The following is a 22,590-nucleotide window of genomic DNA, read 5'->3' on the forward strand; positions in this document are numbered from 1 at the left end:
CGTGATCATCATCACAACACCACCGAGGAGTTACCTGTGAGCGAGTCCACCCCCGAGCAGACCGTCGAGCCCACCGCCGAGCACACGACCCCCAGCGGCGCCGGACGCACCGGCGTGGCCCGCCGTGCGGTCGTGATCGGCGCCAACCGCATCCCCTTCGCCCGGGCGCACGGCGCCTACGCCAACGCCGGCAACCAGGACATGCTCACCGCCGCCCTGGACGGGCTGGCCGCCCGCTACGGCCTCGCCGGGGAGCGGATCGGCGAGGTCGCCGCCGGCGCCGTGCTCAAGCATCCCAAGGACTTCAACCTCACGCGCGAGTCCGTGCTCGGCTCGGTCCTGGACCCCCGCACCCCGGCCTTCGACGTGCAGCAGGCCTGCGCCACCGGCATGGAGGCCGTCTCCACGCTGGTCAACAAGATCCGGCTCGGCCAGATCGACTCGGCCGTCGCCGGCGGCGTCGACTCCGCCTCGGACGCGCCCGTCGTGGTGAGCGAGCGGCTGCGCCGGAGCCTGCTCGAGCTCAACCGGGCCAAGAGCACCCCGCAGAAGCTCAAGGCCCTCGCGGGCCTGCGCCCGGCCGACCTCAAACCGGTGGCCCCCGGCACGGGGGAGCCGCGCACGGGGCTGTCCATGGGAGAGCACCAGGCCCTCACCACCGCCCGCTGGGGGATCTCCCGCGAGGCCCAGGACGAGCTCGCCGCCGCGAGCCACCGCAACCTGGCGGCCGCCTACGAGCGCGGGTTCTTCGACGACCTCGTCACCTCCTTCCGCGGCCTGTCCCGGGACAACAACCTCCGCCCGGACAGCACGGTCGAGAAGCTCGCCGGGCTCAAGCCGGTCTTCGGGAAGTCCCTCGACGCCGGGGCCACCATGACGGCGGGCAACTCCACGCCCCTCACCGACGGCGCCTCCACCGTGCTGCTCGCCTCCGAGGACTGGGCCGCGGAGCGCTCCCTGCCCGTGCTCGCCGACGTCGTGGACGTCGAGGCGGCCGCCGTCGACTTCGTGCACGGCGACGAGGGCCTGCTGATGGCCGGCGCCTACGCCGTGCCCCGCCTGCTGGCCCGCCAGGGCCTGGCGCTCGAGGACTTCGACTTCGTCGAGATCCACGAGGCGTTCGCCGCAACCGTGCTCGCGACCCTCGCCGCGTGGGAGGACGAGCAGTTCGGCCGCGAGCGGCTGGGCCTGGACGGCGCCTTCGGCACCGTGGACCGCAGCCGGCTCAACGTCACGGGCTCCTCGCTCGCGGCCGGGCACCCGTTCGCCGCGACCGGCGGGCGCATCGTCGGCACCCTCGCCAAGCTCCTGCGCGAGCGCGCCGACGAGACCGGCCGCCCCGCCCGCGGGCTCATCTCGGTGTGCGCCGCCGGCGGCCTGGGCGTCACCGCGGTCCTCGAGGCCCGCTGAGCCCGCGCCCCCGACACCCCGCCGACCCCCACAGCAAGGACCCCGCCCCCATGGCAGACACCTATCTCGACCTCGTCAGCTCCGGCCCCGGCGGCCGGCTCGCCCGGCAGCTCGGGCTGCCCGCCCCCGCCCGGCTGCGCCGCCACCGCGCCGGGGACCCGCTCGTGCCCGGGCCCGTCCTCGTGCTGGGGCGGGGGGAGGAGGCCGACCGGATTGCCGCGGCCCTGCTCGGCTGGGACCTCGACGTGCGCCGCCACCCCGACGACGTCCACCGCTTCGGCGCGGTCGTGCTGGCCCTGACCGAGCTCGCCCGGCCCGCCGAGCTGGCCGAGCCCGCGCTCGGCCTGGGCGGGGCGCTGCGCTCGCTCGCCCCCGGCGGCCGGGTGGTCACCGTGTCCCGGCCCGCCCCGGGCATCGGCACGGGCGCGGCCTCGGCCACGCCCGCGGCGGCGGAGCCGCTCGACCCGGCCGTCGCCGCGGCCCGCCAGGCCGTCGTCGGCCTGCTGCGCTCCACCGCCCAGGAGATGCGCGGCGGGGCCACCGCCAACGGCGTCCTGCTCGCCGAGGGCGTCGCCCCCGAGGCCCCCAGCGTGCTGGGCGCCCTGCGGTTCCTGCTCTCCGGGCGCAGCGCCTTCGTCTCCGGGCAGTTCGTGACGGTCGGGGACGACGCCGGGGCCCTGCCCGCGGACTGGGAGGCCCCCCTGCGGGGCAGGGTCGCCGCCGTCACCGGCGCCGCCCGCGGCATCGGCGCGCAGATCGCCCGCACGCTCACCGGCGCCGGCGCGCGCGTCGTCGTCGTGGACGTTCCCGCCGCGGGAGAGCCCCTGGCCGCCCTCGCCAACGAGCTCCACGCCGTGGCCCTCCAGCTCGACGTCACGGACGAGCACGCCGGCGAGCGGATCCTCGGGCTCGCCCGGGAGCGCTTCGGGCACCTGGACGTGGTGGTGCACAACGCCGGGATCACCCGGGACAAGCTGCTGGCCAACATGGACGAGTCCCGCTGGGCCTCGGTGCTGGCCGTGAACCTCGAGTCGCAGCTGCGGATGAACGACCAGCTCCTGGCGGGGGAGGGCCTCGGCGAGGCGCCGCGGATCGTCTGCCTGGCCTCCACGAGCGGTGTGGCGGGCAACCGCGGCCAGACCAACTACGCCGCCTCGAAGGCCGGGGTGATCGGGATGGTCGCCGCCACCGCGCCCCTGCTGGCCCGGCGCGGCGGCAGCATCAACGCCGTGGCCCCCGGGTTCATCGAGACGGAGATGACCGCCCGGATCCCGGCGGCCCGCCGCCAGGTCGCGCGCCGACTGAACTCCCTGCAGCAGGGCGGGCTGCCCGAGGACGTGGCCCAGGCCGTGCTGTTCCTCGCCTCGGACGCCGCCGGCGGCGTCAACGGGCAGACGCTGCGCGTGTGCGGCCAGAACCTGGTGGGGGCGTGAGCATGACCGCCGACCGGCACGAGACCGTGGTCCTGCCCGGCGTCCCCTCGCTGGGCGGGCTCTACGCCCGTGCGGCGGCGGGGGCGGCCGGGGACCTGCTCCCGCGCGCCCTCGCCGACCGGGCGCCGGACCGGCTGACCGACCGGTTGCCCGGGTCGCACCGCGGCACCGGCGACGCCCCGCCCGTGCTGCCGGCGGCGGCGCACGTCGTCGAGGACGTGGTCGTCGACCCCGCCGGGCACGAGGCGTTCTGCCGCGCGGTCGGGGCGCCGCTGCGCGAGGGCCCCGGCGGCACCGAGGCCTTCTCCGGGCACCTGCACGCCCTGGCGTTCCCCGTGGCCATGAGCGTGCTCACCCGCCCGGACTTCCCGCTGCCGGTCCTCGGCATGGTGCACCTGGCCAACGAGGTCGAGCACCTCCGGGCCGCGGCGGTGGGGGAGCACCTCACGGTCACCGCCACCGCCGAGCGGCTGCGCCCGCACCGCTCCGGCGCGCAGGTGGACGTCGTCGCCCGCCTCGCGCGCCGGGACGGCGAGACCGTCTGGACGGGCCGCTCCACCTACCTCGCCCGGGACGTGCGCGTGCCCGGGGCGGCCGACGACGCCCCGCGCGCGGAGTTCGTGCCGCCGGCGCCGACCGGGCACTGGCGCCTGGCGGCCGGCACGGGGCGGGACTACGCCGCGGTGAGCGGGGACTGGAACCCCATCCACCTCTCCGGCCCGACCGCCCGGGCGCTCGGCATGAAGGGCGCCATCGCCCACGGCATGTACTCCGCCTCGCGCGCCCTCGCCGAGGTGGGCGTGCCGCCCGGGACGCCCTTCCGCTGGACGGTGGAGTTCGCGGCCCCGGTCCTGCTCCCGGGCACGGTCGCGGTCGCGATCACCGACGACGGCCGGGGGCCCGGCTGGCGGGGCTCGCGCTTCGCCGGGTGGGACCCGCGGCGCAGGCGCCCGCACTTCACGGGGACGGTGGCGCGGCTGGACGGCTGACCCGCCGCCGCGGGCCCGGTCGACGGTGGCGTCCGGCGCGTGGGCCACAATGGTCGGGTGAGCCCACAGCAGAGGACAGACGCACGACCCGTCGACGCCACCGGCCAGGACCTCAACCCCGCCCCGCCCAGCGAGGACCTCAAGGAGCAGTACGCGGAGCTCGTGGACCGGGTGCGCGCGGCACGGACCGCCTACTACGTCGAGGACGCGCCCACCATCTCGGACGCGGAGTACGACGAGCTCTACCGGCGGCTCGAGGAGGTCGAGGCGCTGCACCCCGAGCTGGTGGCCAACGACTCGCCCACCCAGGAGGTCGGCGGCGAGGTCTCCGCGGCGTTCACGCCCGTGACGCACCTCGCGCGGATGTACTCCCTCGAGGACGTCTTCTCGATCGACGAGCTCACGGCCTGGCTGGCGAAGGCCTCCGCCTCCATCGAGGCGCTGCCGGACGCCCCGGAGTCCGCGTGGCTCACCGAGCTGAAGATCGACGGGCTGGCCGTGAACCTGCTCTACCGGAACGGCGAGCTCGTGCGGGCCGCGACCCGGGGGGACGGCACCACGGGCGAGGACGTCACGCACAACGTGCGCACCATCGCCACCATCCCCACCGTGCTCACAGGGGAGGACGTGCCCGAGGAGGTCGAGATCCGCGGCGAGGTGTTCATCTCCTCCCGCGACTTCCGCGCCCTCAACGACGCCATCGTGGCCGAGGGCCGGGCGCCCTTCGCCAACCCCCGCAACGCCGCGGCGGGCTCGCTGCGGCAGAAGGACCCGGCGGTCACGGCCCGGCGCCGGCTGTCCATGTACGTGCACGGGGTGGGCGCCGCCACGGGCCTGCGCGCCGACACCCAGTCCCAGGTCTACGAGCTGCTCGAGCGGTGGGGCCTGCCCGTCAGCCCGTACTACCGCGTGCTGCCCTCCACGGAGGACGTCCTCGCGTTCATCGAGGAGTACGGCCGCCGCCGCCACGACCTCATCCACGAGATCGACGGCATCGTGGTCAAGGTCGACGACCGCCGCACCCAGTTCCGGCTCGGGCACACCTCCCGGGTGCCCCGCTGGTCCGTGGCCTACAAGTACCCGCCCGAGGAGGTGCACACCCGGCTCAAGGACATCCTGGTCAACGTGGGCCGCACCGGGCGGGTCACCCCGTTCGGGCTCATGGAGCCGGTGCGGGTCGCCGGGTCCACCGTGGAGATGGCCACCCTGCACAACCAGGACGTGGTGCGGGCCAAGGGCGTGCTCATCGGGGACACCGTGGTGCTGCGCAAGGCGGGCGACGTGATCCCCGAGATCGTGGGGCCCGTGGTGGCGCTGCGGGACGGCACGGAGCGCGAGTTCGTGATGCCCACCCACTGCCCGTCCTGCGGCACGGAGCTGCGCCCGGCCAAGGAGGGCGACGTCGACATCCGCTGCCCCAACGCCCGCAGCTGCCCGTCCCAGCTGCGGGAGCGGGTCTTCCACGCCGCCGGCCGCGGCGCGTTCGACATCGAGGCCCTCGGCTACGAGGCCGCCCTCGCCCTGACCCGGCCCGACGAGCCGGAGACCCCGCCGCTGACCAGCGAGGCGCACCTGTTCGACCTCACCCCCGAGGACCTGCGCGAGGTGCGGATCCGGCGGGAGAAGAAGTCGCGCGGCACGCCCACGGGCGAGACCGAGCTCGTGCCCTACTTCTGGACGAAGGGCACGGCCAAGAAGCCCTCCGAGCCCACCGCCACCACCCGCAAGCTGTTCGAGGAGCTCGAGAAGGCCAAGGCGCAGCCGCTGTGGCGCGTGCTCGTGGCCCTGTCCGTCCGGCACGTCGGCCCGACCGCGGCCCGCTCCCTGGCCACGGCCTTCGGCTCGCTGCCGGCCATCCGCGACGCCGACGAGGAGACCCTGGCCCAGGCCGACGGGGTGGGGCCCGTGATCGCCGCGGCCCTCACCGAGTGGTTCGCCGAGCCGTGGCGCCGGGAGATCGTGGAGCGCTGGGCGGCCGCGGGCGTGCGCATGGAGGACGAGGTGGACGAGTCCGTGCCGCGGACCCTCGAGGGCACCACCGTGGTGATCACCGGCACCCTCGAGCGCTTCAGCCGCGACTCCGCGAAGGAGGCGGTGCTGGTGCGCGGCGGCAAGGCCTCCGGCTCCGTGTCGAAGAAGACGCACTTCCTGGTGGCGGGCGAGAACGCCGGCACCAAGCTGGACAAGGCCGAGCAGCTGGGGGTGACCGTGCTCGACGAGGCCGGGTTCGAGCGGCTCCTCGCCGAGGGGCCGGACGCGCTCGCCGGCGCGGCCGGGAGCACCTCCGAGGACGCCGCGGTCGGCACGGAGAACGGCACGGAGAACGGTACCGACGACGAGGACGGGGCCTGAGCATGGAACGCCACGACGACGCGCTGGAGGGCCTCGGCCCGACCGGCGCCCACCTGGAGGAGCTGCTGGAGCTGGCCCTGGCGGCCGCCGAGTCCGGGGCGGAGGTCCTGCGGGGCCGCGACGCCGGCCGGCTGGGCGTCACCGGCAAGTCGGGGGAGGGGGACTGGGTCACCCGCTTCGACGTCGCCGCCGAGCAGGCCGTGCTGCGCACCATCCTGGACCGCCGCCCGCACGACACCGTCACCGGCGAGGAGTCGGGCACGCACCGCCCGGAGCACCCCTCCGGGATCCGCTGGTCGGTGGACCCGCTCGACGGCACCACCAACTTCATCCGCGGCATCGTCTACTACTGCACGTCCGTGGCCGCCGCCGACGCACAGGGCAACTGGCTCGTGGGCGCCGTCAACGCCCCCGCCCTGCGCCGCACCTACTTCGCCGTGCGCGGGGCCGGCGCGTGGGTGGAGGAGGACGGCGCGTCCCGCCGGCTCGAGGGTCCCGTGCCGGACCGGGCGGGCCGGCTCTACGGCACCGGCTTCTCCTTCGACGCCGACCGGCGCGAGCGCCAGTTCCCCGCCTTCGCCGCCACCATGCGGCAGTACACGGACATGCGGCGCCTGGGCTCGGCGGCCCTGGACCTGTGCATGGTCGCGGACGGCGCGCTCGACGGGTACGGCGAGCAGGGTCTGCACGAGCACGACTGGGCCGCCGGCGCGCTCATCGCCGAGGAGGCCGGCGCCCTCGTGACCCGGCCGGAGCTGCCCTCCCCGGCGGCGGGCGAAGTGCCGGCCGCCGACCGCCTCGCGGCCTGGATCACCGCACGCGAGCGCGGCATTCCGGGCTGAGTGCGGGCCGGGGCCCGGCCCGCTGAACGTGTGAGATGGCTCTCGTCACTTGACCGAGACCAAAACGTTGCCATAGCGTGATCTTCGAAGCGTTCTTCCCGAGGGCATGCCCTCCGCTTCCCGGAGTGTGAACTCCTGCGCCGGCGTCCTTCACGGGCCGGCACCCCTGCAGACCGCGAACGTGTGATACCTCACGACGGGCCGAAAGGGGTAGCGCAACAAAAATCGTTACGCTATCGTGATAATCAGCTTCCCCGAGGATTCCTCCGGGGATCCGGTGTGCCTGGAGTCCGACTCCCGGCGCGCCACCACACCATGCTGGGTGCTGCCGTAACACCGCACGTCGTCTGAAGGGCAGACACCTGTAAGCACTTACCCACCAACACCTTGACGGGTAGACGACGGCGCGAAGACATCCGGGGACGGAAACGAGCGCAGGTGGCCCAGGGAGCATCATGACCAACGCTTTCGCTGTTCGTCGCAACGTCCGTCGCGGTGCCGCCGCTCTGATCCTCGGCGGGACCGCCGTGGGCGCCATGGCCCTCCCGGCCAACGCCGCTCCGGCCTCCACCTGGGACGCCCTCGCCGAGTGCGAGTCCGGTGGCAACTGGGGCACCTCCACCGGCAACGGCTTCTCCGGCGGCCTGCAGTTCACCCCCTCCACCTGGGCCGCCTTCGGTGGCCAGGGCGCTCCGCAGGACGCCTCCCGTGAGCAGCAGATCGCCGTTGCCGAGAACGTTCTCGACGGCCAGGGCTGGGGCGCGTGGCCCGCCTGCTCCGCGAAGCTGGGCCTGTCCGGCTCCGCCGCTCCCTCCGCCAACCCGATGGGCTCCGCGTCCGTGACCCCGCAGTCCGTCGAGGCCCCGGCCCCGATCGAGGCTCCGGCCCCCGCCCCGGTCGCCGCCCCCGAGCCCGGCCCCGTGGCCGCTCCCGTCGAGGCCCCGGCCGCCGTCCAGGCCCCGGTCGTCGAGTACGTGGCTCCCGCCGCCGCCGTGGCCCCGGCCTCGGTCTCCGCCGAGACCTACACCGTGGTCGCCGGCGACACCCTCGGTTCCATCGCCGACAAGCTCGGCATCGAGAACTGGGAGGACCTGTACGCCGCGAACGAGGGCACCATCGCCGACCCGAACCTGATCTTCCCCGGCCAGGTGCTGAACATCCCCGCCTGATCCCCACCGGACAGGCACCGCGCGGCCGCGCCGCGCGAGAGCATGCGAGAGGGCCCCTCCGATCGGAGGGGCCCTCTCGCATGCTCGGCGGGCACCGGCACGGCGCCGACCGTGCGCTCAGCTCACGGCGTGCGCTCGGGCCGGCTCCACAGCCACGGCTCGGCGGGCTCGGCCCCGGCGTCGCCGAAGCTCACGGAGCGCTCCGCGCCCTTGACCCGGTACGGCTGGATCACCGTCAGGGACTCGCCCTCCCGGTGCTGGGTCTCCACGGCCACGGCCGTCTGCCCGGAGCGGTCCGGCAGGGTCACGGGGAAGGCGACCGCGGCGCAGAGGAGGTCGTCCCGCAGCTCCACCGCCCGCGCCCGCAGGGCGTCCAGGGCGGCCTCGGGGCTCAGCTCCTCCGCGTCCTCGGCCGGCAGGCTGTCGAGCTCGTACTCGCCGTCCTTGCGCGCGGTGACGAGGAAGGGGGGAAACGCCCCGTGCTGCCCCAGCTGCTGCTCGGCCACGGCCTGGACGTGGGCCATGACCGTGTCGATCGTCGCGGCGGCGTCCTTGCTGACCCGCTGGCGCCACGCGTTGGCGGCGTCCGTCGCGGAGGTCGCGCGCGCGGCCTTCCCGGAGCGGGCGCCGGGGCGCCCGCTCTTGGCGCCTCGGTCCTTCTTCGTGCGGGCGGGGGTGCTCTTGGCCATGTCCGGGTGCTCCTGTGCGGTGGTCGGTGCGTCCCTCCAGGGTATGCCCCTGCGGGGCCCCCTCCGGCCGGGAAGGAGGGGAGTGCCGCGCGGCTAGACTGGACCGGAAACCACCCCCGATCACGAGCAGGAGTGCGCATGTCTGCGATCACCCGCGAGCAGGTCGCCCACCTGGCGAAGCTCGCGCACATCGAGATGACCGAGGAGGAGCTGCGGTCCATGGCGAAGGAGCTCGACCTCGTCGTCGACTCCGTCGCGTCCGTCAGCGAGGCCGCCGGCCCGGACGTCCCGGCCACGAGCCACCCCATCCCGCTGCAGAACGTCTTCCGCGAGGACGTCGTGGGCGAGACCCTCACCGCCGAGGAGTCGCTGCTCAACGCACCGGACGCCGCCGAGGGCAAGTTCAAGGTGCCCGCGATCCTGGACGAGGAGTAGCCGCATGAGCAGCACCGGAACGCCCCAGGGACCCGTCGGTCTCTCCGCCGCCGAGCTCGCCCGCCGGCTCGCCGCCGGCGAGATCACCTCCGTCGACGCCGTCCAGGCCCACCTGGACCGCATCCGGGAGACCGACGGCGAGCCCGTCGACCCCGCCGACCGCAGCCGCGGCCGGACCGGGCTCAACGCCTTCCTGCACGTCAACACCGAGGAAGCCCTGTCCGTGGCCGCCGAGGTGGACGCCGCCCGCGCCCGCGGTGAGGAGCTGCCCGAGCTCGCCGGCGTGCCGATCGCGGTCAAGGACCTCATCGTCACCAAGGGGCAGCCCACCACCGCGGCGTCCCGCATGCTCGAGGGCTGGATGAGCCCCTACGACGCCACCGTGACCCGGCGGCTGCGCGCCGCCCGGATGCCGCTGCTGGGCAAGACGAACCTCGACGAGTTCGCGATGGGCTCCTCCAACGAGCACTCCGCCTTCGGCGACACCGCCAACCCGTGGGACCTGTCCCGCATCCCCGGCGGGTCCGGCGGCGGGTCCGCCGCCGCCGTGACCGCGTTCCAGGCGCCGCTGGCCCTGGGCACGGACACCGGCGGGTCCATCCGCCAGCCCGCGGCCCTGACCGGTTCGGTGGGCGTCAAGCCGACCTACGGCGGGGTCTCGCGCTACGGCGTGATCGCCATGGCCTCCTCGCTGGACCAGGTGGGCCCCGTGGCGCGCACGGTGCTCGACGCCGCGCTGCTGCACGAGGTGATCGGCGGGCACGACCCGCAGGACTCCACGTCCCTGCCCGACCCGGTCGGCGACCTCGCCGCCCAGGCCCGGGCCGGCGCCGCCGAGGGCGGGCTGGCGGGCCTGCGCGTGGGCGTGGTCAAGGAGCTCACGGGCGAGGGCTTCCAGCCCGGCGTCCAGCAGCGCTTCGAGGAGGCCGTGGAGCTGCTGCGCTCCGCGGGCGCCGAGGTCGTGGAAGTCTCCACCCCGAACTTCAAGTACGCCCTGGGGGCCTACTACCTCATCATGTCCTCCGAGGTCTCCTCGAACCTCGCCAAGTACGACGGCGTGCGCTTCGGCCACCGCGTGCTGCCCGAGGACGGGCCCCTGACCATCGAGCGCGTGATGGGCTCCACCCGCGCCGCCGGCTTCGGGGCCGAGGTCAAGCGCCGCATCATCCTGGGCACCTACGCGCTGTCCGCGGGCTACTACGACGCCTACTACGGCTCGGCGCAGAAGGTCCGCACCCTCGTGCAGCGCGACTTCGCGGCCGCGTTCGAGCAGGTGGACGTGCTGGTCTCCCCGACGTCCCCGACCACCGCGTTCGAGCGGGGCGCCGTGGACGAGTCCGCCGACCCCATGCAGATGTACCTCAACGACATCGCCACCATCCCCACCAACCTGGCCGGGGTCCCCGCGATCTCCGTCCCCGGCGGCCTCGCCCCCGAGGACGGGCTGCCCGTGGGCATCCAGTTCATGGCCCCCGCACGCCAGGACGCCCGGCTCTACCGCGCCGGCGCCGGCCTGGAGGCCCTGCTCGAGCAGCGCTGGGGCGGACCGCTCTGGCAGCGGCTGCCGGACACCGCCGCCCTGGTCCGGGACCTGGCCGGCGGCCCCGCCGCGTCCGATCTGTCCGCACCCGTCCGGGGAGGAGCCCGCTGATGAACCGGAGCACCGAAGAGGTCCTGTCCTTCGACGAGGCCATGGAGAAGTACGACCCCGTGCTGGGCTTCGAGGTCCACGTGGAGCTCAACACCCGGACCAAGATGTTCGACGCCGCCCCCAACGTCTTCGGGGACGAGCCGAACACCAACGTCACCCCCGTCTCGCTCGGCCTGCCCGGGGTGCTCCCCGTGGTGAACCGGGTGGCCGTGGAGTCCGCGATCAAGCTCGGGCTCGCCCTGGGCTGCGAGATCCGCCCGGTCTCCCACTTCGCCCGGAAGAACTACTTCTACCCGGACACCCCCAAGAACTTCCAGACCTCCCAGTACGACGAGCCGATCGCCGAGAACGGCTCCGTCGACGTGGAGCTGGAGGACGGGACCGTGTTCACGGTCGAGATCGAGCGCGCCCACATGGAGGAGGACGCCGGGAAGCTCACGCACATGGGCGGCGCCGCCGGGCGCATCCAGGGCGCGGACTTCTCCCTGGTCGACTACAACCGCGCCGGCGTCCCGCTCATCGAGATCGTGACGAAGCCCATCGTGGGCGCCGGCACCCGCGCGCCCGAGCTGGCCCGCGTGTACGTGGCCCTGATCCGGGAGATCGTGAAGAACCTCGGGATCTCGGACGCGAAGATGGAGCGCGGCAACGTCCGCTGCGACGCCAACGTGTCCCTCATGCCCAAGGGCAGCGCCACGTTCGGCACCCGCTCCGAGACGAAGAACGTGAACTCGCTGCGCGCCGTGGAGCGTGCCGTGCGCTTCGAGATCCAGCGCCACGCGGCGGTCCTCGACTCCGGCGGCACGATCGTGCAGGAGACCCGGCACTGGCACGAGGACACCCGCTCCACCACGAGCGGGCGCCCCAAGTCGGACGCCGACGACTACCGCTACTTCCCGGAGCCCGACCTCGTGCCGGTCGTCACCGACCACGAGTGGATCGAGCGGCTGCGGGCCGAGCTGCCCGAGCCCCCGGCCGAGCGCCGGAAGCGGCTCAAGACCGACTGGGGCTTCTCCGACGAGGAGTTCCGGGACGTCGTCAACGCGGGGGTCCTCGACGAGATCGAGCAGACCGTGTCCGCCGGCGCCGCCCCGGCCGCGGCCCGCAAGTGGTGGATGGGCGAGATCGCCCGCCTGGCCAACCAGCGGGAGGTGGAGATCGCCGAGCTCGGCGTCACCCCGCAGCACGTCGTCGAGCTCAACGGGCTCATCGACGCCGGGAAGATCAACGACAAGCTCGCCAAGAAGGTCCTCGCCCACGTCCTGGAGGGCGAGGGCTCGCCCGCGGAGGTCGTGGAGCGGCGCGGCCTGGCCGTGGTCTCCGACGACTCCGTGCTGACCGCGGCGATCGACGACGCCATGGCGCAGATGCCCGACGTCGTGGCGAAGGTGCAGGCCGGCAAGGTCCAGGCCGTCGGCGCCCTCATCGGCCCCGTCATGAAGGCCACCCGCGGCCAGGCCGACGCGGGCCGGGTGCGGGAGCTGATCCTGGAGAAGCTCGGCGTGCAGGGCTGACCGCCGCCCGCGCCCGCGCAGGACTGCGTGCGCGGAACACCGAGGGGTCGCCTCCTGTGGGAATCCGCAAAGGATTCCGGCAGGACGCGACCCCTCGCCGCGCGGCGGGGTCCGGACGCGACCCGTCGCTGCGCGGCGTGCGAGCATGGGCGCATGGACCCTGCGTGCGACGTGCTCATCATCGGCGGCGGCATCGCCGGACTGTCCCTGGCCTCGGAACTGGCCGAGCGGCGGGGGAGCGGCGCCGGGATCGTGCTCGCGGAGACCGAGCCCGTCCTGGCCCACCACACCTCCGGGCGCTCGGCCGAGCAGCTGATCCCCAGCTACGGCCCGGCCCCCGTCCGGGAGCTGACCGGGGCGACCGTGGCCCGGCTGCTCGACCCGCACCCGGCCCCGCCGCGGCCCCTGGCCTGGCCCAGCCGCATGGTCCTCGTCGGGACCGAGGCCCGGCTGCACGCCGAGGCCGCCCCGGGGACGCAACCGCTGTCCCGCGCGGAGCTCGTGGAGCTGTGCCCCGAGCTGGCCTGCTCCCCGGCGGACGCGGTCGAGGCCGGGCGCCTCGACAGCACCTCCGTGCGCACCGACGCCGCCGCGCTCGTGGCCTGGCACCGCGACCGGGCCGCGGCGGCGGGCGCCCGGCTGCTCACCGGCGCCCCGGTGACCGCGGCGGACCCCGACGGCGCCGGCTGGCGGGTCACGGCCGGCGGGGACCGGATCCGGGCCCGGCAGGTCGTCGTCGCCGCGGGCGCCTGGGCGGACGAGGTGGCGGGCCTGTTCGGCGCGGCCCCGCTGGGCCTGCGCCCGCTGCGGCGCACCGCGGCCCTCGTGCGGCTCGCGAAGCCGCTGGCCCCGGACCACCCCATGGTCGTCGCCGCGGACTCCGGCTGGTACTACCGGCGGGCCGGGGACGGCGCGCTCGTCTCCCCGTCCGAGGCCGTGCCGAGCGAGCCCTGCGACGCGCAGCCGGTGCTCGAGGACGTCGAGGACCTCCTGGGGCGGCTCAACACCGTGACCTCCCTCGGCGCCACGGGGATCGAGCGGGCCTGGACCGGTCTGCGCACCGAGGCCCCGGACGGCGTGCCCGTGTGCGGCGCCGACGCTGACGTCCCGGGGCTCCTGTGGCTGGCCGGCCAGGGCGGCTACGGGTTCCAGACGAGCACGGCCATGGCCCGCGCCGCCGCGGACCTGCTGCTCGACGGGGCCGTGGGTCCGTGGTGCTCCCGGGAGACGGCCGCCGCCCTGGACCCGGGCCGCTTCCGGCGCTGAGCCCCCGGGGGCCGGCGCGGCGGGCGCCGTGCCGTCGACCGCCGTGCCGTCGGGCGCCGTGCCGCTCGGCCGCGGGGGCCGGCGGGGCAGACCGCGCGCGAAACCCGCCGGCCCGGCTCAGGCGCCGGCGAGGCCCATCCGGTCCAGCACCCAGGCGTACTCCCAGGCCGTGTCCTTCCACTGCGAGTACCGCCCCGAGGCGCCGCCGTGGCCCCCGGCCATCTCGCAGCGCAGCAGCACCGGCTCGCCGGAGGTCGAGGCCTCCCGCAGCGCGGCGACCCACTTGGCGGGCTCCACGTAGAGCACCCGGGTGTCGTTGAGGCTCGTGACCGCGAGGACCGGGGGGTAGGGCAGCGGCCGGACGTTCTCGTAGGGGGAGTAGTCGCGCATGTACCCGTAGACGTGCGCGTCCTCGATGGGGTTGCCCCACTCCTCCCACTCGAGGGCCGTGAGCGGCAGGGACGGGTCGAGGATGGAGGTCAGCGGGTCCACGAACGGCACCGCCGCCAGCGCGCCGCAGTACCGCTCCGGGGCGAGGTTGAGCACCGCGCCCACCAGCAGGCCGCCGGCGGAGCCCCCCATCACCAGGATCCGCCGCTCGTCGACGTCCGGCCGGGCGGCGAGGTGCTCGGTGACCGCCACGTAGTCGGTGAACGTGTTCGTCTTGTGCAGCTTCTTGCCGTGCTCGTACCAGGTCCGCCCCAGCTCCCCGCCGCCGCGCACGTGGGCCACGGCCCAGACCACGCCGCGGTCCAGCAGGGACAGCCGGGAGACCGAGAACGCGGGGTCGGTGCTGTGCTCGTAGGAGCCGTAGGCGTACTGCAGCACCGGTGCCGGCACGGAGAGGTCGAGGTCGGCGCGGCGGACCAGGGAGACGGGGATGCGGGTCCCGTCCGCCGCGGTGGCCCAGTCCCGCTCCACCGCGTAGTCGGCGGGGTCGTAGCCGCCGAGCACCGTGGCCTCGCGCCGCAGCAGCGGCTCGGCGGGCAGTGCGCCGTCGTCCCCGGTGGCGCCCGCCACGAAGAGGTCGTAGACGCGCGGGGGCGTCGTGAAGGACGTGTAGGACAGGCGCACCACGGGGGCGTCGTGCTCCGCGGCGGAGACGCTCGCGGTGTAGAGCTCCTCGGCGAAGGCCGGTTCCACGGGGGCGGCCTGGGCGTCCGTGCCCAGCCCGGCGAGCGGGAGCAGCCGGACCCGCAGCGTGGTGTCCGCCCGGACGGAGACCACCAGGTGGGTGGCCGTCACGGCGCAGCCGTTGACGCGGACGGTGTCCGAGGCCGGCACGACGTCGCGCAGGGCCACCTCCGCGACCGGGCGGCCGAGGTCGGCCGGGTCCATGAGGGAGATCCGGGAGTTCGGGGCCTCGTGGTCGTGGGTCAGCAGGATCTGCTCCCGCCCGTCCAGCAGCAGGGGCTCCGCCTCGTAGAGCACCCGGTCGGTGCGGGGCAGCACCACCCGCAGCGGCGCGGCCGGGTCCGCGACCGGCTGGATGAGCTGCTCCGAGAACTCGGAGCACATGGCCTCCACCACGATCCAGCGCCGGTCCGCGGACAGGCCCGCCCCGAGCCACAGGCCGGGGTCGGCCTCCTCGTGGACGACGACGTCCTCGGCCACCGGGGTGCCCAGCTCGTGCCGGCGCAGCTGGTGGGGGCGCCAGGACTCGTCCACCACCGTGTAGTACACGGCGCGCGCGTCCGGGGTGAGGAAGGACCCGTAGAACGTCCCGGGGATCTCGTCGGCGAGCAGCGCCCCCGTGGTGAGGTCCCGGACCCGCAGGGTGAAGCGCTCGTCGCCGGTGACGTCCTCGGCCCAGGCCAGCAGCTCCCCGTCCTCGGAGACGTCGAAGCTGCCCAGGGAGTAGAACTCGTGCTTCGCGGCCTCCGCGTTGGCGTCGAGGAGCACCTGCTCCCCGGCCATGGGGGTGCCGGGCTCGACGACAGGCGGGGTCCAGTCCGCCAGCACGTCGCCGGTGGTCACGGCCGGGACCCGGCAGAACACCTGGTGCGCGCCGCCCTCCACGGTGCGGGCGAAGTACCACCAGGCGCCGCGCCGGCTGGGCACGGACAGGTCGGTCTCCTGGGTGCGGTCCTTGATCTCCCCGAAGATCGTCTCCCGCAGGCCCGTGAGGTGGACGGTGGCGGACTCCGCGTACTCGTTCTCCGCGGTGAGGTGGGCCAGCACCTCGGGGGAGTCCTTGTCCCGCATCCACTCGTACGGGTCGGAGAACACGTGGCCGTGGAAAGCGCGCTCGACGGGCTGCTGGCGGATCTGCGGGGGAAGGACAGTCATGGTCCCCATCCTAGGGAAGACGTCCCGGGTGGGGAGGGGCGGTCCGGGCGGGCCCGGGGGCGCCCGGCGCGGGCTGCACGGGGCGGCCGGCGGGCCGGTGCCAGAATGGCCGCATGAGCACCCCTGCCCACCTCGCCCCGCGACCGCCCGCCTTCGGCTCCACCCGCGCCGACCTGTGGGTGCAGGTGCTCCTGGTGCTCGGGGTGTCCCTGGGCGCCTCGGCCCTCTGGGCGGTGCTGTCCCTCGCCGAGCACCTGGCGCGCGGACCGCTCTCCGAGGCGCAGGCCACGATGAACCCGCCGCTGAGCCCGCAGCCCCTCATCGACCTGCTGCGCCAGCTCACCGGGATCGCCCTGGACCTGGTGCCGGTGCTGCTCGCGCTCTACCTGCTCGCCGGCTCCGCCGGGGCGCTGGGCACGGTCCGCCGGCGGATCGGCCTCGACGCCCGGATGCCCCTCCCGGACCTGGGCCTCGGCACCGTGCTCTTCCTGCTCATGGGCCTGGGCACGCTGGCGCTCTACGGCGCCGGCCGGGCCCTGGGCGTCACCGCGGAGGTGACCACGTCCGGGCTCGCCGCGCACTGGTGGACGGTGCCCGTGCTGCTGCTCTCGGCCGTGCGCCACGCCCTGGTCGAGGAGGTCGTGGTGGTCGCGTTCCTGACCGACCGGCTGACCCGCATCGGGTGGAGCTGGCCCGTGGTGCTGGTGGTCACGGCCCTGTTCCGCGGCAGCTACCACCTCTACCAGGGGATCGGGCCCTTCCTCGGCAACGTGGTGATGGGCCTCGTCTTCGCGGAGCTCTACCGGCGCACCGGCCGGGTGATGCCTCTCGTCGTCGCGCACTTCCTGCTGGACGCCGTCGGCTTCCTCGGGGCAGCCCGGCTGCTGGGCTGAGCCCCGCCCCGCGGTGCCCGGTCTCAGATGGTGACGGCGCCGTCCGGGGTGCTGAACGAGACGGAGAGCACCCCGGGGGTGCCGTCCGGATAGCGCCAGTCGACCTCGAGGTCCTCGAGCGCGGTCTCGACGGGGGCGCCCAGCCACTCGGCGACCCGTTCCGGGGCACCGGCGATGGTCATCCCCGCGAGCCCGACGTCCGTGATCCGCGCCTGGGACGGGTGCATCTCCGGGGCGGAGTCGAAGTGGATCATGAACGGCAGCTGCGGATCGGCGATCAGGCCCTTGACGCCGATCTGGTGCCACTCGAGGCACCGGCCGTCCGGGAACACCCGGTGGCCGGGCACGGAGCGGCGCCCCAGGCGCTGCTCGAAGGGGGCGAGGTCCTCGACCTCCACGACCCAGCCCAGCCAGCCGCCGCCGGCGGCGGACCGCGCGCGCACGGCCTGGCCGAAGGGCGCCTTCTCCGCCGCCGGGTGCTGGAGGACCTCGACGACCTCCACGTACTGGTGGTTCGTGAGCGGCAGGATCATGTTGCGGGTGCCGAAACGGGGGTGCACCCCGCCCTTGACCGGTTCGATCCCGAGCTGGTCGGCGATGCGCTCGGTGGTGGCCTCCAGGCCCTCCGGGCGGCAGGCGTAGGACACGTGGTCGACTCTCATGGGCACATCGTGGCACCCTGTGAGTTTCGTCTCCAAATCGGTCCGCGACGCGCCGGGCACCGTGCGGGCGACACCCCCGGGCGGGGCGTCACGCCCGGCCCCGGCTTGACGCCGTGCGGGCCTGATCCGGAGAATGCTGTCCAGGTCATGAGCGCCAGCGTCCAAGCCCCAGCTAGCTGGCCGGCAACCCTCCACCGCGGTGGGGTGCCCTGGGTGAAGACCAGGCTCCTCGCGACCGGCGAGCGAGCAAGCGCGGGTCCCCGGCGCCCGGCCGTTCCCGGCCGCACCGCCTCGGCCGGGACGGGACCCCTGAGATCCACAAGGAGTCCCACGGCATGTCCGATCTCCCCGCCTCCAGCACCGACGCCTCCGCCGCCCGCACCGACGTGGCCGCGGCCGAGCGCCCCACCCCCGAGAACCCCGGGGGCTGGGCCTTCGAGACCCGGCAGATCCACGCGGGGCAGAGCCCCGACCCGGTCACCGGCTCGCGCGCCCTGCCGATCCACCAGACCACGTCCTTCGTCTTCCCCGACGCCCAGGCCGCCGCCGACCGCTTCGCGCTCGCCGAGCTCGGCCCGATCTACACGCGGATCGGCAACCCGACCACGGAGGTCGTGGAGAACCGGATCGCCGCCCTGGAGGGCGGCGTGGGCGCCCTCATGCTCAGCGCGGGGCAGTCGGCGACGACGTTCGCCGTGCTCAACGTCGCCGGCGCGGGGGACCACCTCGTGGCCAGCCCCAGCCTGTACGGCGGGACCTACAACCTCTTCAAGTTCACGCTGCCCAAGCTCGGCATCGAGACCACCTTCGTCTCCGACCCCGACGATCCCGAGGCGTGGCGGCGGGCGGTCCGGCCGAACACGAAGGCCTTCTTCGCCGAGACGATCCCGAACCCGCGCAACGACGTCCTCGACATCGAGACGGTCTCCGGGATCGCCCACGACCACGAGGTCCCGCTCATCGTGGACAACACCGTGGCGACCCCCTACCTCGTCCAGCCCCTGCGCTGGGGCGCGGACGTCGTGGTGCACTCGGCCACCAAGTTCCTCGGCGGGCACGGCACGGCCATCGGCGGCGTGATCGTGGACTCCGGGGCCTTCGACTACGGCCGCTACCCGGACCGCTTCCCCGGCTTCAACCAGCCGGACGAGTCCTACGGCGGCCTCGTCTACGCCGAGGCCCTGGGCGCGGAGGGGCCCTTCGGCGTCAACCTGTCCTACATCCTCAAGGCCAGGGTGCAGCTGCTGCGCGACCTCGGCTCGGCGATCTCCCCGTTCAACGCGTTCCTCATCGAGCAGGGCATCGAGACGCTGTCCCTGCGGATGGAGCGGCACGTGGCCAACGCCGGGACGGTGGCCCGCTGGCTCGAGGCCCGCGAGGACGTGCGCTCGGTGTCCTGGGCCGGGCTGGAGTCCTCCCCGTGGCACGAGCGGGCGCAGAAGTACGCGCCCCGGGGCGCCGGGTCGATCCTGGGCTTCGTCCTCGACGGCGGCCGGGAGGCCGGGGCCGCCTTCGTGGACGCCCTGACCCTGCACTCGAACGTCGCCAACATCGGCGACGTGCGCTCCCTCGTGATCCACCCCGCGTCCACCACGCACAGCCAGCTCCTGCCCGAGGAGCAGCTGGCCGCCGGCGTGGAGCCCGGCTTCGTGCGCCTGTCCGTGGGCCTGGAGCACATCGACGACATCCTGGCGGACCTGGAGCAGGGCTTCGCCGCGGCCGCGGCCGCGCAGGGAGGACAGGAGTGACCGTGACGGTCGTGAGGGGCTCCGGCGCCGGGACCGCCGTCCGCGAGGACGGCGTGCCGCGGGTCGCCGGGATCGGCGAGCTGGAGCTCGAGTCGGGCTTCCGGCTGCCCGACGTCCGGATCGCCTACGAGACGTGGGGGACGCTCGCGCCGGACGCCTCCAACGCGGTGCTCGTCGAGCACGCCCTCACCGGGGACACCCACGTGGCGGCCGGCCGGGCCCGCCCCGGCGCCCCCGAGGCCGAGCGGCGCGCCGCCGAGAGCGGCGGCTGGTGGGAGGGCCTGATCGGCCCCGGCGCCGCCATCGACACGGACCGGTGGTTCGTGGTCTGCACCAACATCGTGGGCGGCTGCTACGGGTCCACGGGCCCGGCGACCCCCGCGCCGCCGAGCGTGGACCCCGAGGGCCGCCCCTGGGGCTCCCGCTTCCCGCTCATCACCGTCCGGGACTCCGTGCACGCCGAGGCGGCGCTGGCCGACGCCCTCGGCATCGACGCCTGGCGCCTGGTCATCGGCGGCTCCATGGGCGGGGCCCGCGCCCTGGAGTGGGCCGTGACCCACCCGGACCGGGTCCGGGCGTGCGCGGTGGTCGCCGCGTGCGCCCAGTCCAGCGCCGAGCAGCTCGCGTGGGGCCAGGCGCAGAACCTCGCGATCCGCCAGGACCCGCACTTCCGCGGCGGGGACTACTACGACGGCCCGCCTCCCGTCACGGGCCTGGGCCTGGCCCGGCGGATCGCCCACATCACCTACCGCTCGGCCGACGAGCTGCACCACCGGTTCGGGCGCTCGCCGCAGGCCGAGGAGCAGGTCATCGACACGCACGCCGGCGGGCGGGGGCGCTACCAGGTGGAGAGCTACCTCGACCACCAGGCGTCCAAGCTGGCGGGCCGCTTCGACGCCAACAGCTACCTCGCCGTCAACGAGACGCTCATGTCCCACGACGTCGCCCGGGGCCGCGGCACGCTCGAGGAGGCGCTGTCCGTGACCTCGTGCGAGTGGCTCGTGGCGGCGGTGGACTCCGACCGGCTCTACCTGCCCCGCGAGTCCGACGTCCTGGCCGCCGCGCTGCCCGGGGACGTCCGGCGGCACACCCTGACCTCGCCCTCGGGCCACGACGGCTTCCTCATCGAGGCTCCCCAGCTCGGCAAGCTGCTCGTGGAGACCGTGCTGCCCGAGCGCTGAGCCGGGACGGGGGTCCTCAGCCGTTCCCGCTCGCTCAGCCGTCCGCGGCACCCCGGTCGTCGCCGGGGCCCGCCCCGGGTCCCTCGCCGGGCGCGACGCCGCCCCCGGGCACGGTGGGGGTGCCGAAGTGCGGCCGCTTCGGCCGGACCTGCGCCCCGGAGCTGGTGCGCCGGATCCGGCGGGCCACCCACGGGCGCAGATAGCGGTGGGCCCAGACGAGGTCCTCGCCGCGGGCCTGCCGCCAGGACGAGGGCGGGCGGTCGGGCACCACCTCGGGCACGAGGCCGTGCGCGAGGCCCAGGGTGTCCAGGGCCTCGACCGCGATCCGGTGGTGGCCCAGGGGCGAGAAGTGCAGCCGGTCGGGGTCCCACATCGCCGGGTCCGCGAGCTCCCGCAGCCCCCACAGGTCCACCAGCACGGCGTCGTGCCGGGACGCGACCACGCGCACGTTCTCGTTGTAGACAGCGATCCGGCCCCGGATCCCGCGCAGCACGGGCGTGGCGCCGATGTCCGGGCCGCCGACCAGCACGACCGTCGCCCCGTTCGCCGCGAGCCGGCCCACGACGTCGTCCATCTCCTCGGCGATCGCGTCCGGGTCCCCGCCGGGGCGCAGCATGTCGTTGCCGCCCGCGCAGACCGTCACGAGGTCCGGGGTCAGCTCCAGGGCCGGTGCCACCTGCTCGTCGACGATCTGGCGGAAGAGCCGGCCGCGGATCGCGAGATTGGCGTAGGACAGGCCGGGGGCGAGGCGGTTCAGCTCCTCGGCGACCCGGTCCGCCCAGCCGCGGTGCCCGCCGGGGGAGCCGGGGTCCGGGTCCCCGATGCCCTCCGTGAACGAGTCGCCGATCGCCACCATGCGGCGCCACGGGTGGACGGGAGGTGCGGTGTCCGGGGGCCCCGGCGTCGTCTCGGTCATGCCTCCCGGTCTACCACCGGGCCCGGCGGGCGTCCACGCGCCCGCGCCGCGGGCCCCGGGACCGGGTGGCACACTGGTGCCATGACCGACGCCACCGTCCCGACCGGGACCGCCACCCCCTTCGCCGTGTGGAGCAGGGACGCCGACGCCCGCCCCGGCACCCCGCTGCTCGTGCTCCTGCACGGCTACGGCTCGCACGAGCAGGACCTCATGGGTCTCGTCCCGGCCCTGCCAGGCGAGTTCAGCGTGGCGTCCGTGCGCGCTCCCCAGCCCGCCGGGTTCGGCTACCAGTGGTTCCCGCTCGCCGCGGACCTCAGCTTCTCCCTCGACCGGGTGGCCGAGGCCGTGGAGCCCGTCGCGGCGTGGCTGCGGGAGCTGGCCGCGGACCACCCCAGCACCACGCTGCTGGGGTTCTCGCAGGGCATGGCCATGGCCACGTCCCTCGCCCGGCACATGCCGGGCGAGATCGCCGCCGTGGTGGGGCTCTCCGGCTTCGTGGTCCCCGGCGAGCACCCCCTGTTCGCCGACGAGCAGCTGCGGGAGCGGCCGCTGCGGATGTTCTGGGGCCGTGACCCGCAGGACCCGGTCATCCCGCAGGAGCTCGTCGACTCCACCGCCGAGTGGGCGCTCGAGCACGCCGACGTCATGAAGGTGCACTACACCGGGGTCGGCCACGGGATCAGCCCGCAGGAGGTGGGGCACGTGCGCGAGTACCTCACCCAGGTGGTGCTGGGGGACCCGGACCGCCCGGTCAGCCGCCCGCGGTGATCCGCACCGAGGCGCCCCCGGCGGAGACGACGTCCCCCGGGTGCAGCTGCCGGCCGCGCCGCGTCTCGACCTCGCCGTTGACCGAGACCTGACCGTCCTCCACCAGGCCCCGGGCGTGCGCCCCGTCCTCGGCGAGGTTCGCCAGCTTGAGCGCCTGGCCCAGCCGGATCATGTCGTCGCGGATGGGCAGTTCGTCGGGGCCGCCGGGCTGCTGGGGAGTCGTCATGCCCCCATTGTCCCAGGTCCCGTCCGGTCGGCGGGCACGGCGGGAATTGGCTACCCTGGGACGAGGACGTCGCCCGCGGCGTCCTCGTTCGTGACGGCCGACGACGGCCGGTCCCCGCCCGGCGCACCGCCGGGCCACACCACCCACCACGCGCGTC

At 74.9% G+C, this 22,590-nt stretch carries 19 protein-coding genes and 1 riboswitch; of the genes, 14 read left to right on the top strand and 5 right to left on the bottom strand.

Annotation, left to right across the window (positions count from 1 at the left end):
* Nucleotides 1–36 precede the first annotated feature (36 nt).
* From ACZ2G1_RS00225 to ACZ2G1_RS00250, 6 genes are all read left to right on the top strand, one after another.
* Nucleotides 37–1,410: an acetyl-CoA C-acetyltransferase gene (locus tag ACZ2G1_RS00225; RefSeq protein ID WP_017833838.1), complete on the top strand. Its 1,374-nt coding sequence runs from the start codon at nucleotides 37–39 to the stop codon at nucleotides 1,408–1,410.
* Between the two features lie 50 nt (nucleotides 1,411–1,460).
* The gene (locus tag ACZ2G1_RS00230; protein ID WP_470377317.1) at nucleotides 1,461–2,843 is read left to right on the top strand and encodes a 3-oxoacyl-ACP reductase; all 1,383 of its coding nucleotides are present in this window, start codon (nucleotides 1,461–1,463) and stop codon (nucleotides 2,841–2,843) included.
* A 2-nt stretch (nucleotides 2,844–2,845) separates the two neighbouring features.
* Nucleotides 2,846–3,832, top strand: coding sequence for a MaoC/PaaZ C-terminal domain-containing protein (locus ACZ2G1_RS00235; protein WP_470377743.1), 987 nt, complete (start codon nucleotides 2,846–2,848; stop codon nucleotides 3,830–3,832).
* A gap of 57 nt (nucleotides 3,833–3,889) precedes the next feature.
* Entirely contained in the window at nucleotides 3,890–6,184 is a 2,295-nt protein-coding gene (gene ligA, locus ACZ2G1_RS00240) for an NAD-dependent DNA ligase LigA (protein ID WP_017833835.1), read from the top strand.
* Between the two features lie 2 nt (nucleotides 6,185–6,186).
* On the top strand, nucleotides 6,187–7,026 hold the full coding sequence (locus tag ACZ2G1_RS00245) for an inositol monophosphatase family protein (protein ID WP_470377318.1): 840 nt from the start codon (nucleotides 6,187–6,189) through the stop codon (nucleotides 7,024–7,026).
* Between the two features lie 455 nt (nucleotides 7,027–7,481).
* Nucleotides 7,482–8,195 carry a LysM peptidoglycan-binding domain-containing protein gene (locus tag ACZ2G1_RS00250; RefSeq protein WP_035926415.1) on the top strand — a complete coding sequence of 238 codons (714 nt, stop codon included), beginning with the start codon at nucleotides 7,482–7,484 and terminating at the stop codon, nucleotides 8,193–8,195.
* 122 nt (nucleotides 8,196–8,317) lie between these two features.
* Here ACZ2G1_RS00250 and ACZ2G1_RS00255 read toward each other — a convergent pair whose 3' ends face one another.
* Complete coding sequence (locus ACZ2G1_RS00255; protein ID WP_017833832.1) at nucleotides 8,318–8,884, bottom strand: hypothetical protein; 567 nt, start codon at nucleotides 8,882–8,884, stop codon at nucleotides 8,318–8,320.
* Between the two features lie 138 nt (nucleotides 8,885–9,022).
* On the opposite strand from ACZ2G1_RS00255, the gene gatC reads away from it, so the two are divergent.
* The 4 genes from gatC to ACZ2G1_RS00275 all read left to right on the top strand — a co-directional run bounded on the left by gatC (nucleotide 9,023) and on the right by ACZ2G1_RS00275 (nucleotide 13,750).
* Complete coding sequence (gene gatC / locus ACZ2G1_RS00260) at nucleotides 9,023–9,319, top strand: Asp-tRNA(Asn)/Glu-tRNA(Gln) amidotransferase subunit GatC (RefSeq protein WP_017833831.1); 297 nt, start codon at nucleotides 9,023–9,025, stop codon at nucleotides 9,317–9,319.
* A 4-nt stretch (nucleotides 9,320–9,323) separates the two neighbouring features.
* Nucleotides 9,324–10,970: an Asp-tRNA(Asn)/Glu-tRNA(Gln) amidotransferase subunit GatA gene (gatA, locus tag ACZ2G1_RS00265; protein WP_035926412.1), complete on the top strand. Its 1,647-nt coding sequence runs from the start codon at nucleotides 9,324–9,326 to the stop codon at nucleotides 10,968–10,970.
* Nucleotides 10,970–12,484, top strand: a complete 1,515-nt coding sequence (gene gatB, locus ACZ2G1_RS00270) for an Asp-tRNA(Asn)/Glu-tRNA(Gln) amidotransferase subunit GatB (RefSeq protein WP_017833829.1) — start codon at nucleotides 10,970–10,972, stop codon at nucleotides 12,482–12,484. The genes gatA and gatB overlap by 1 nt, the downstream gene beginning before the upstream one ends.
* A gap of 153 nt (nucleotides 12,485–12,637) precedes the next feature.
* Nucleotides 12,638–13,750: an NAD(P)/FAD-dependent oxidoreductase gene (locus ACZ2G1_RS00275; protein WP_031283182.1), complete on the top strand. Its 1,113-nt coding sequence runs from the start codon at nucleotides 12,638–12,640 to the stop codon at nucleotides 13,748–13,750.
* Nucleotides 13,751–13,867: 117 nt separating this feature from the next.
* On the opposite strand, the gene ACZ2G1_RS00280 is transcribed toward ACZ2G1_RS00275, so the two are convergent.
* Complete coding sequence (locus tag ACZ2G1_RS00280; protein ID WP_290467426.1) at nucleotides 13,868–16,039, bottom strand: S9 family peptidase; 2,172 nt, start codon at nucleotides 16,037–16,039, stop codon at nucleotides 13,868–13,870.
* Between the two features lie 113 nt (nucleotides 16,040–16,152).
* Here ACZ2G1_RS00280 and ACZ2G1_RS00285 point away from each other — a divergent pair, with 113 nt between their 5' ends.
* Nucleotides 16,153–16,932: a CPBP family intramembrane glutamic endopeptidase gene (locus ACZ2G1_RS00285; RefSeq protein WP_017833826.1), complete on the top strand. Its 780-nt coding sequence runs from the start codon at nucleotides 16,153–16,155 to the stop codon at nucleotides 16,930–16,932.
* Nucleotides 16,933–16,955: 23 nt separating this feature from the next.
* Here ACZ2G1_RS00285 and ACZ2G1_RS00290 read toward each other — a convergent pair whose 3' ends face one another.
* Nucleotides 16,956–17,594: a VOC family protein gene (locus ACZ2G1_RS00290; RefSeq protein WP_031283179.1), complete on the bottom strand. Its 639-nt coding sequence runs from the start codon at nucleotides 17,592–17,594 to the stop codon at nucleotides 16,956–16,958.
* 143 nt (nucleotides 17,595–17,737) lie between these two features.
* Nucleotides 17,738–17,853, top strand: a riboswitch (SAM riboswitch).
* Between the two features lie 76 nt (nucleotides 17,854–17,929).
* On the opposite strand from ACZ2G1_RS00290, the gene ACZ2G1_RS00295 reads away from it, so the two are divergent.
* Nucleotides 17,930–19,342 (top strand): bifunctional o-acetylhomoserine/o-acetylserine sulfhydrylase, encoded by a 1,413-nt coding sequence (locus ACZ2G1_RS00295; RefSeq protein WP_244915744.1) that lies wholly within the window; start codon nucleotides 17,930–17,932, stop codon nucleotides 19,340–19,342.
* Nucleotides 19,339–20,523, top strand: a complete 1,185-nt coding sequence (gene metX, locus ACZ2G1_RS00300) for a homoserine O-acetyltransferase MetX (RefSeq protein WP_017833823.1) — start codon at nucleotides 19,339–19,341, stop codon at nucleotides 20,521–20,523. Before ACZ2G1_RS00295 ends, metX begins: the two co-directional genes overlap by 4 nt.
* Nucleotides 20,524–20,557: 34 nt before the next feature.
* On the opposite strand, the gene ACZ2G1_RS00305 is transcribed toward metX, so the two are convergent.
* A complete protein-coding gene (locus ACZ2G1_RS00305; protein ID WP_017833822.1) occupies nucleotides 20,558–21,439 on the bottom strand; it encodes an SGNH/GDSL hydrolase family protein in 882 nt (293 codons plus the stop codon).
* 81 nt (nucleotides 21,440–21,520) lie between these two features.
* On the opposite strand from ACZ2G1_RS00305, the gene ACZ2G1_RS00310 reads away from it, so the two are divergent.
* Nucleotides 21,521–22,207 carry an alpha/beta hydrolase gene (locus ACZ2G1_RS00310; protein ID WP_109268694.1) on the top strand — a complete coding sequence of 229 codons (687 nt, stop codon included), beginning with the start codon at nucleotides 21,521–21,523 and terminating at the stop codon, nucleotides 22,205–22,207.
* Here the strand turns inward: ACZ2G1_RS00310 and ACZ2G1_RS00315 are convergent.
* On the bottom strand, nucleotides 22,191–22,433 hold the full coding sequence (locus ACZ2G1_RS00315) for an RNA-binding S4 domain-containing protein (protein WP_035926391.1): 243 nt from the start codon (nucleotides 22,431–22,433) through the stop codon (nucleotides 22,191–22,193). The two genes, ACZ2G1_RS00310 and ACZ2G1_RS00315, sit on opposite strands and share 17 nt — an antisense overlap.
* Between the last annotated feature and the right edge of the window lie 157 nt (nucleotides 22,434–22,590).

The sequence above is a fragment of the Kocuria sp. KKT182 genome (genome assembly GCF_055635395.1).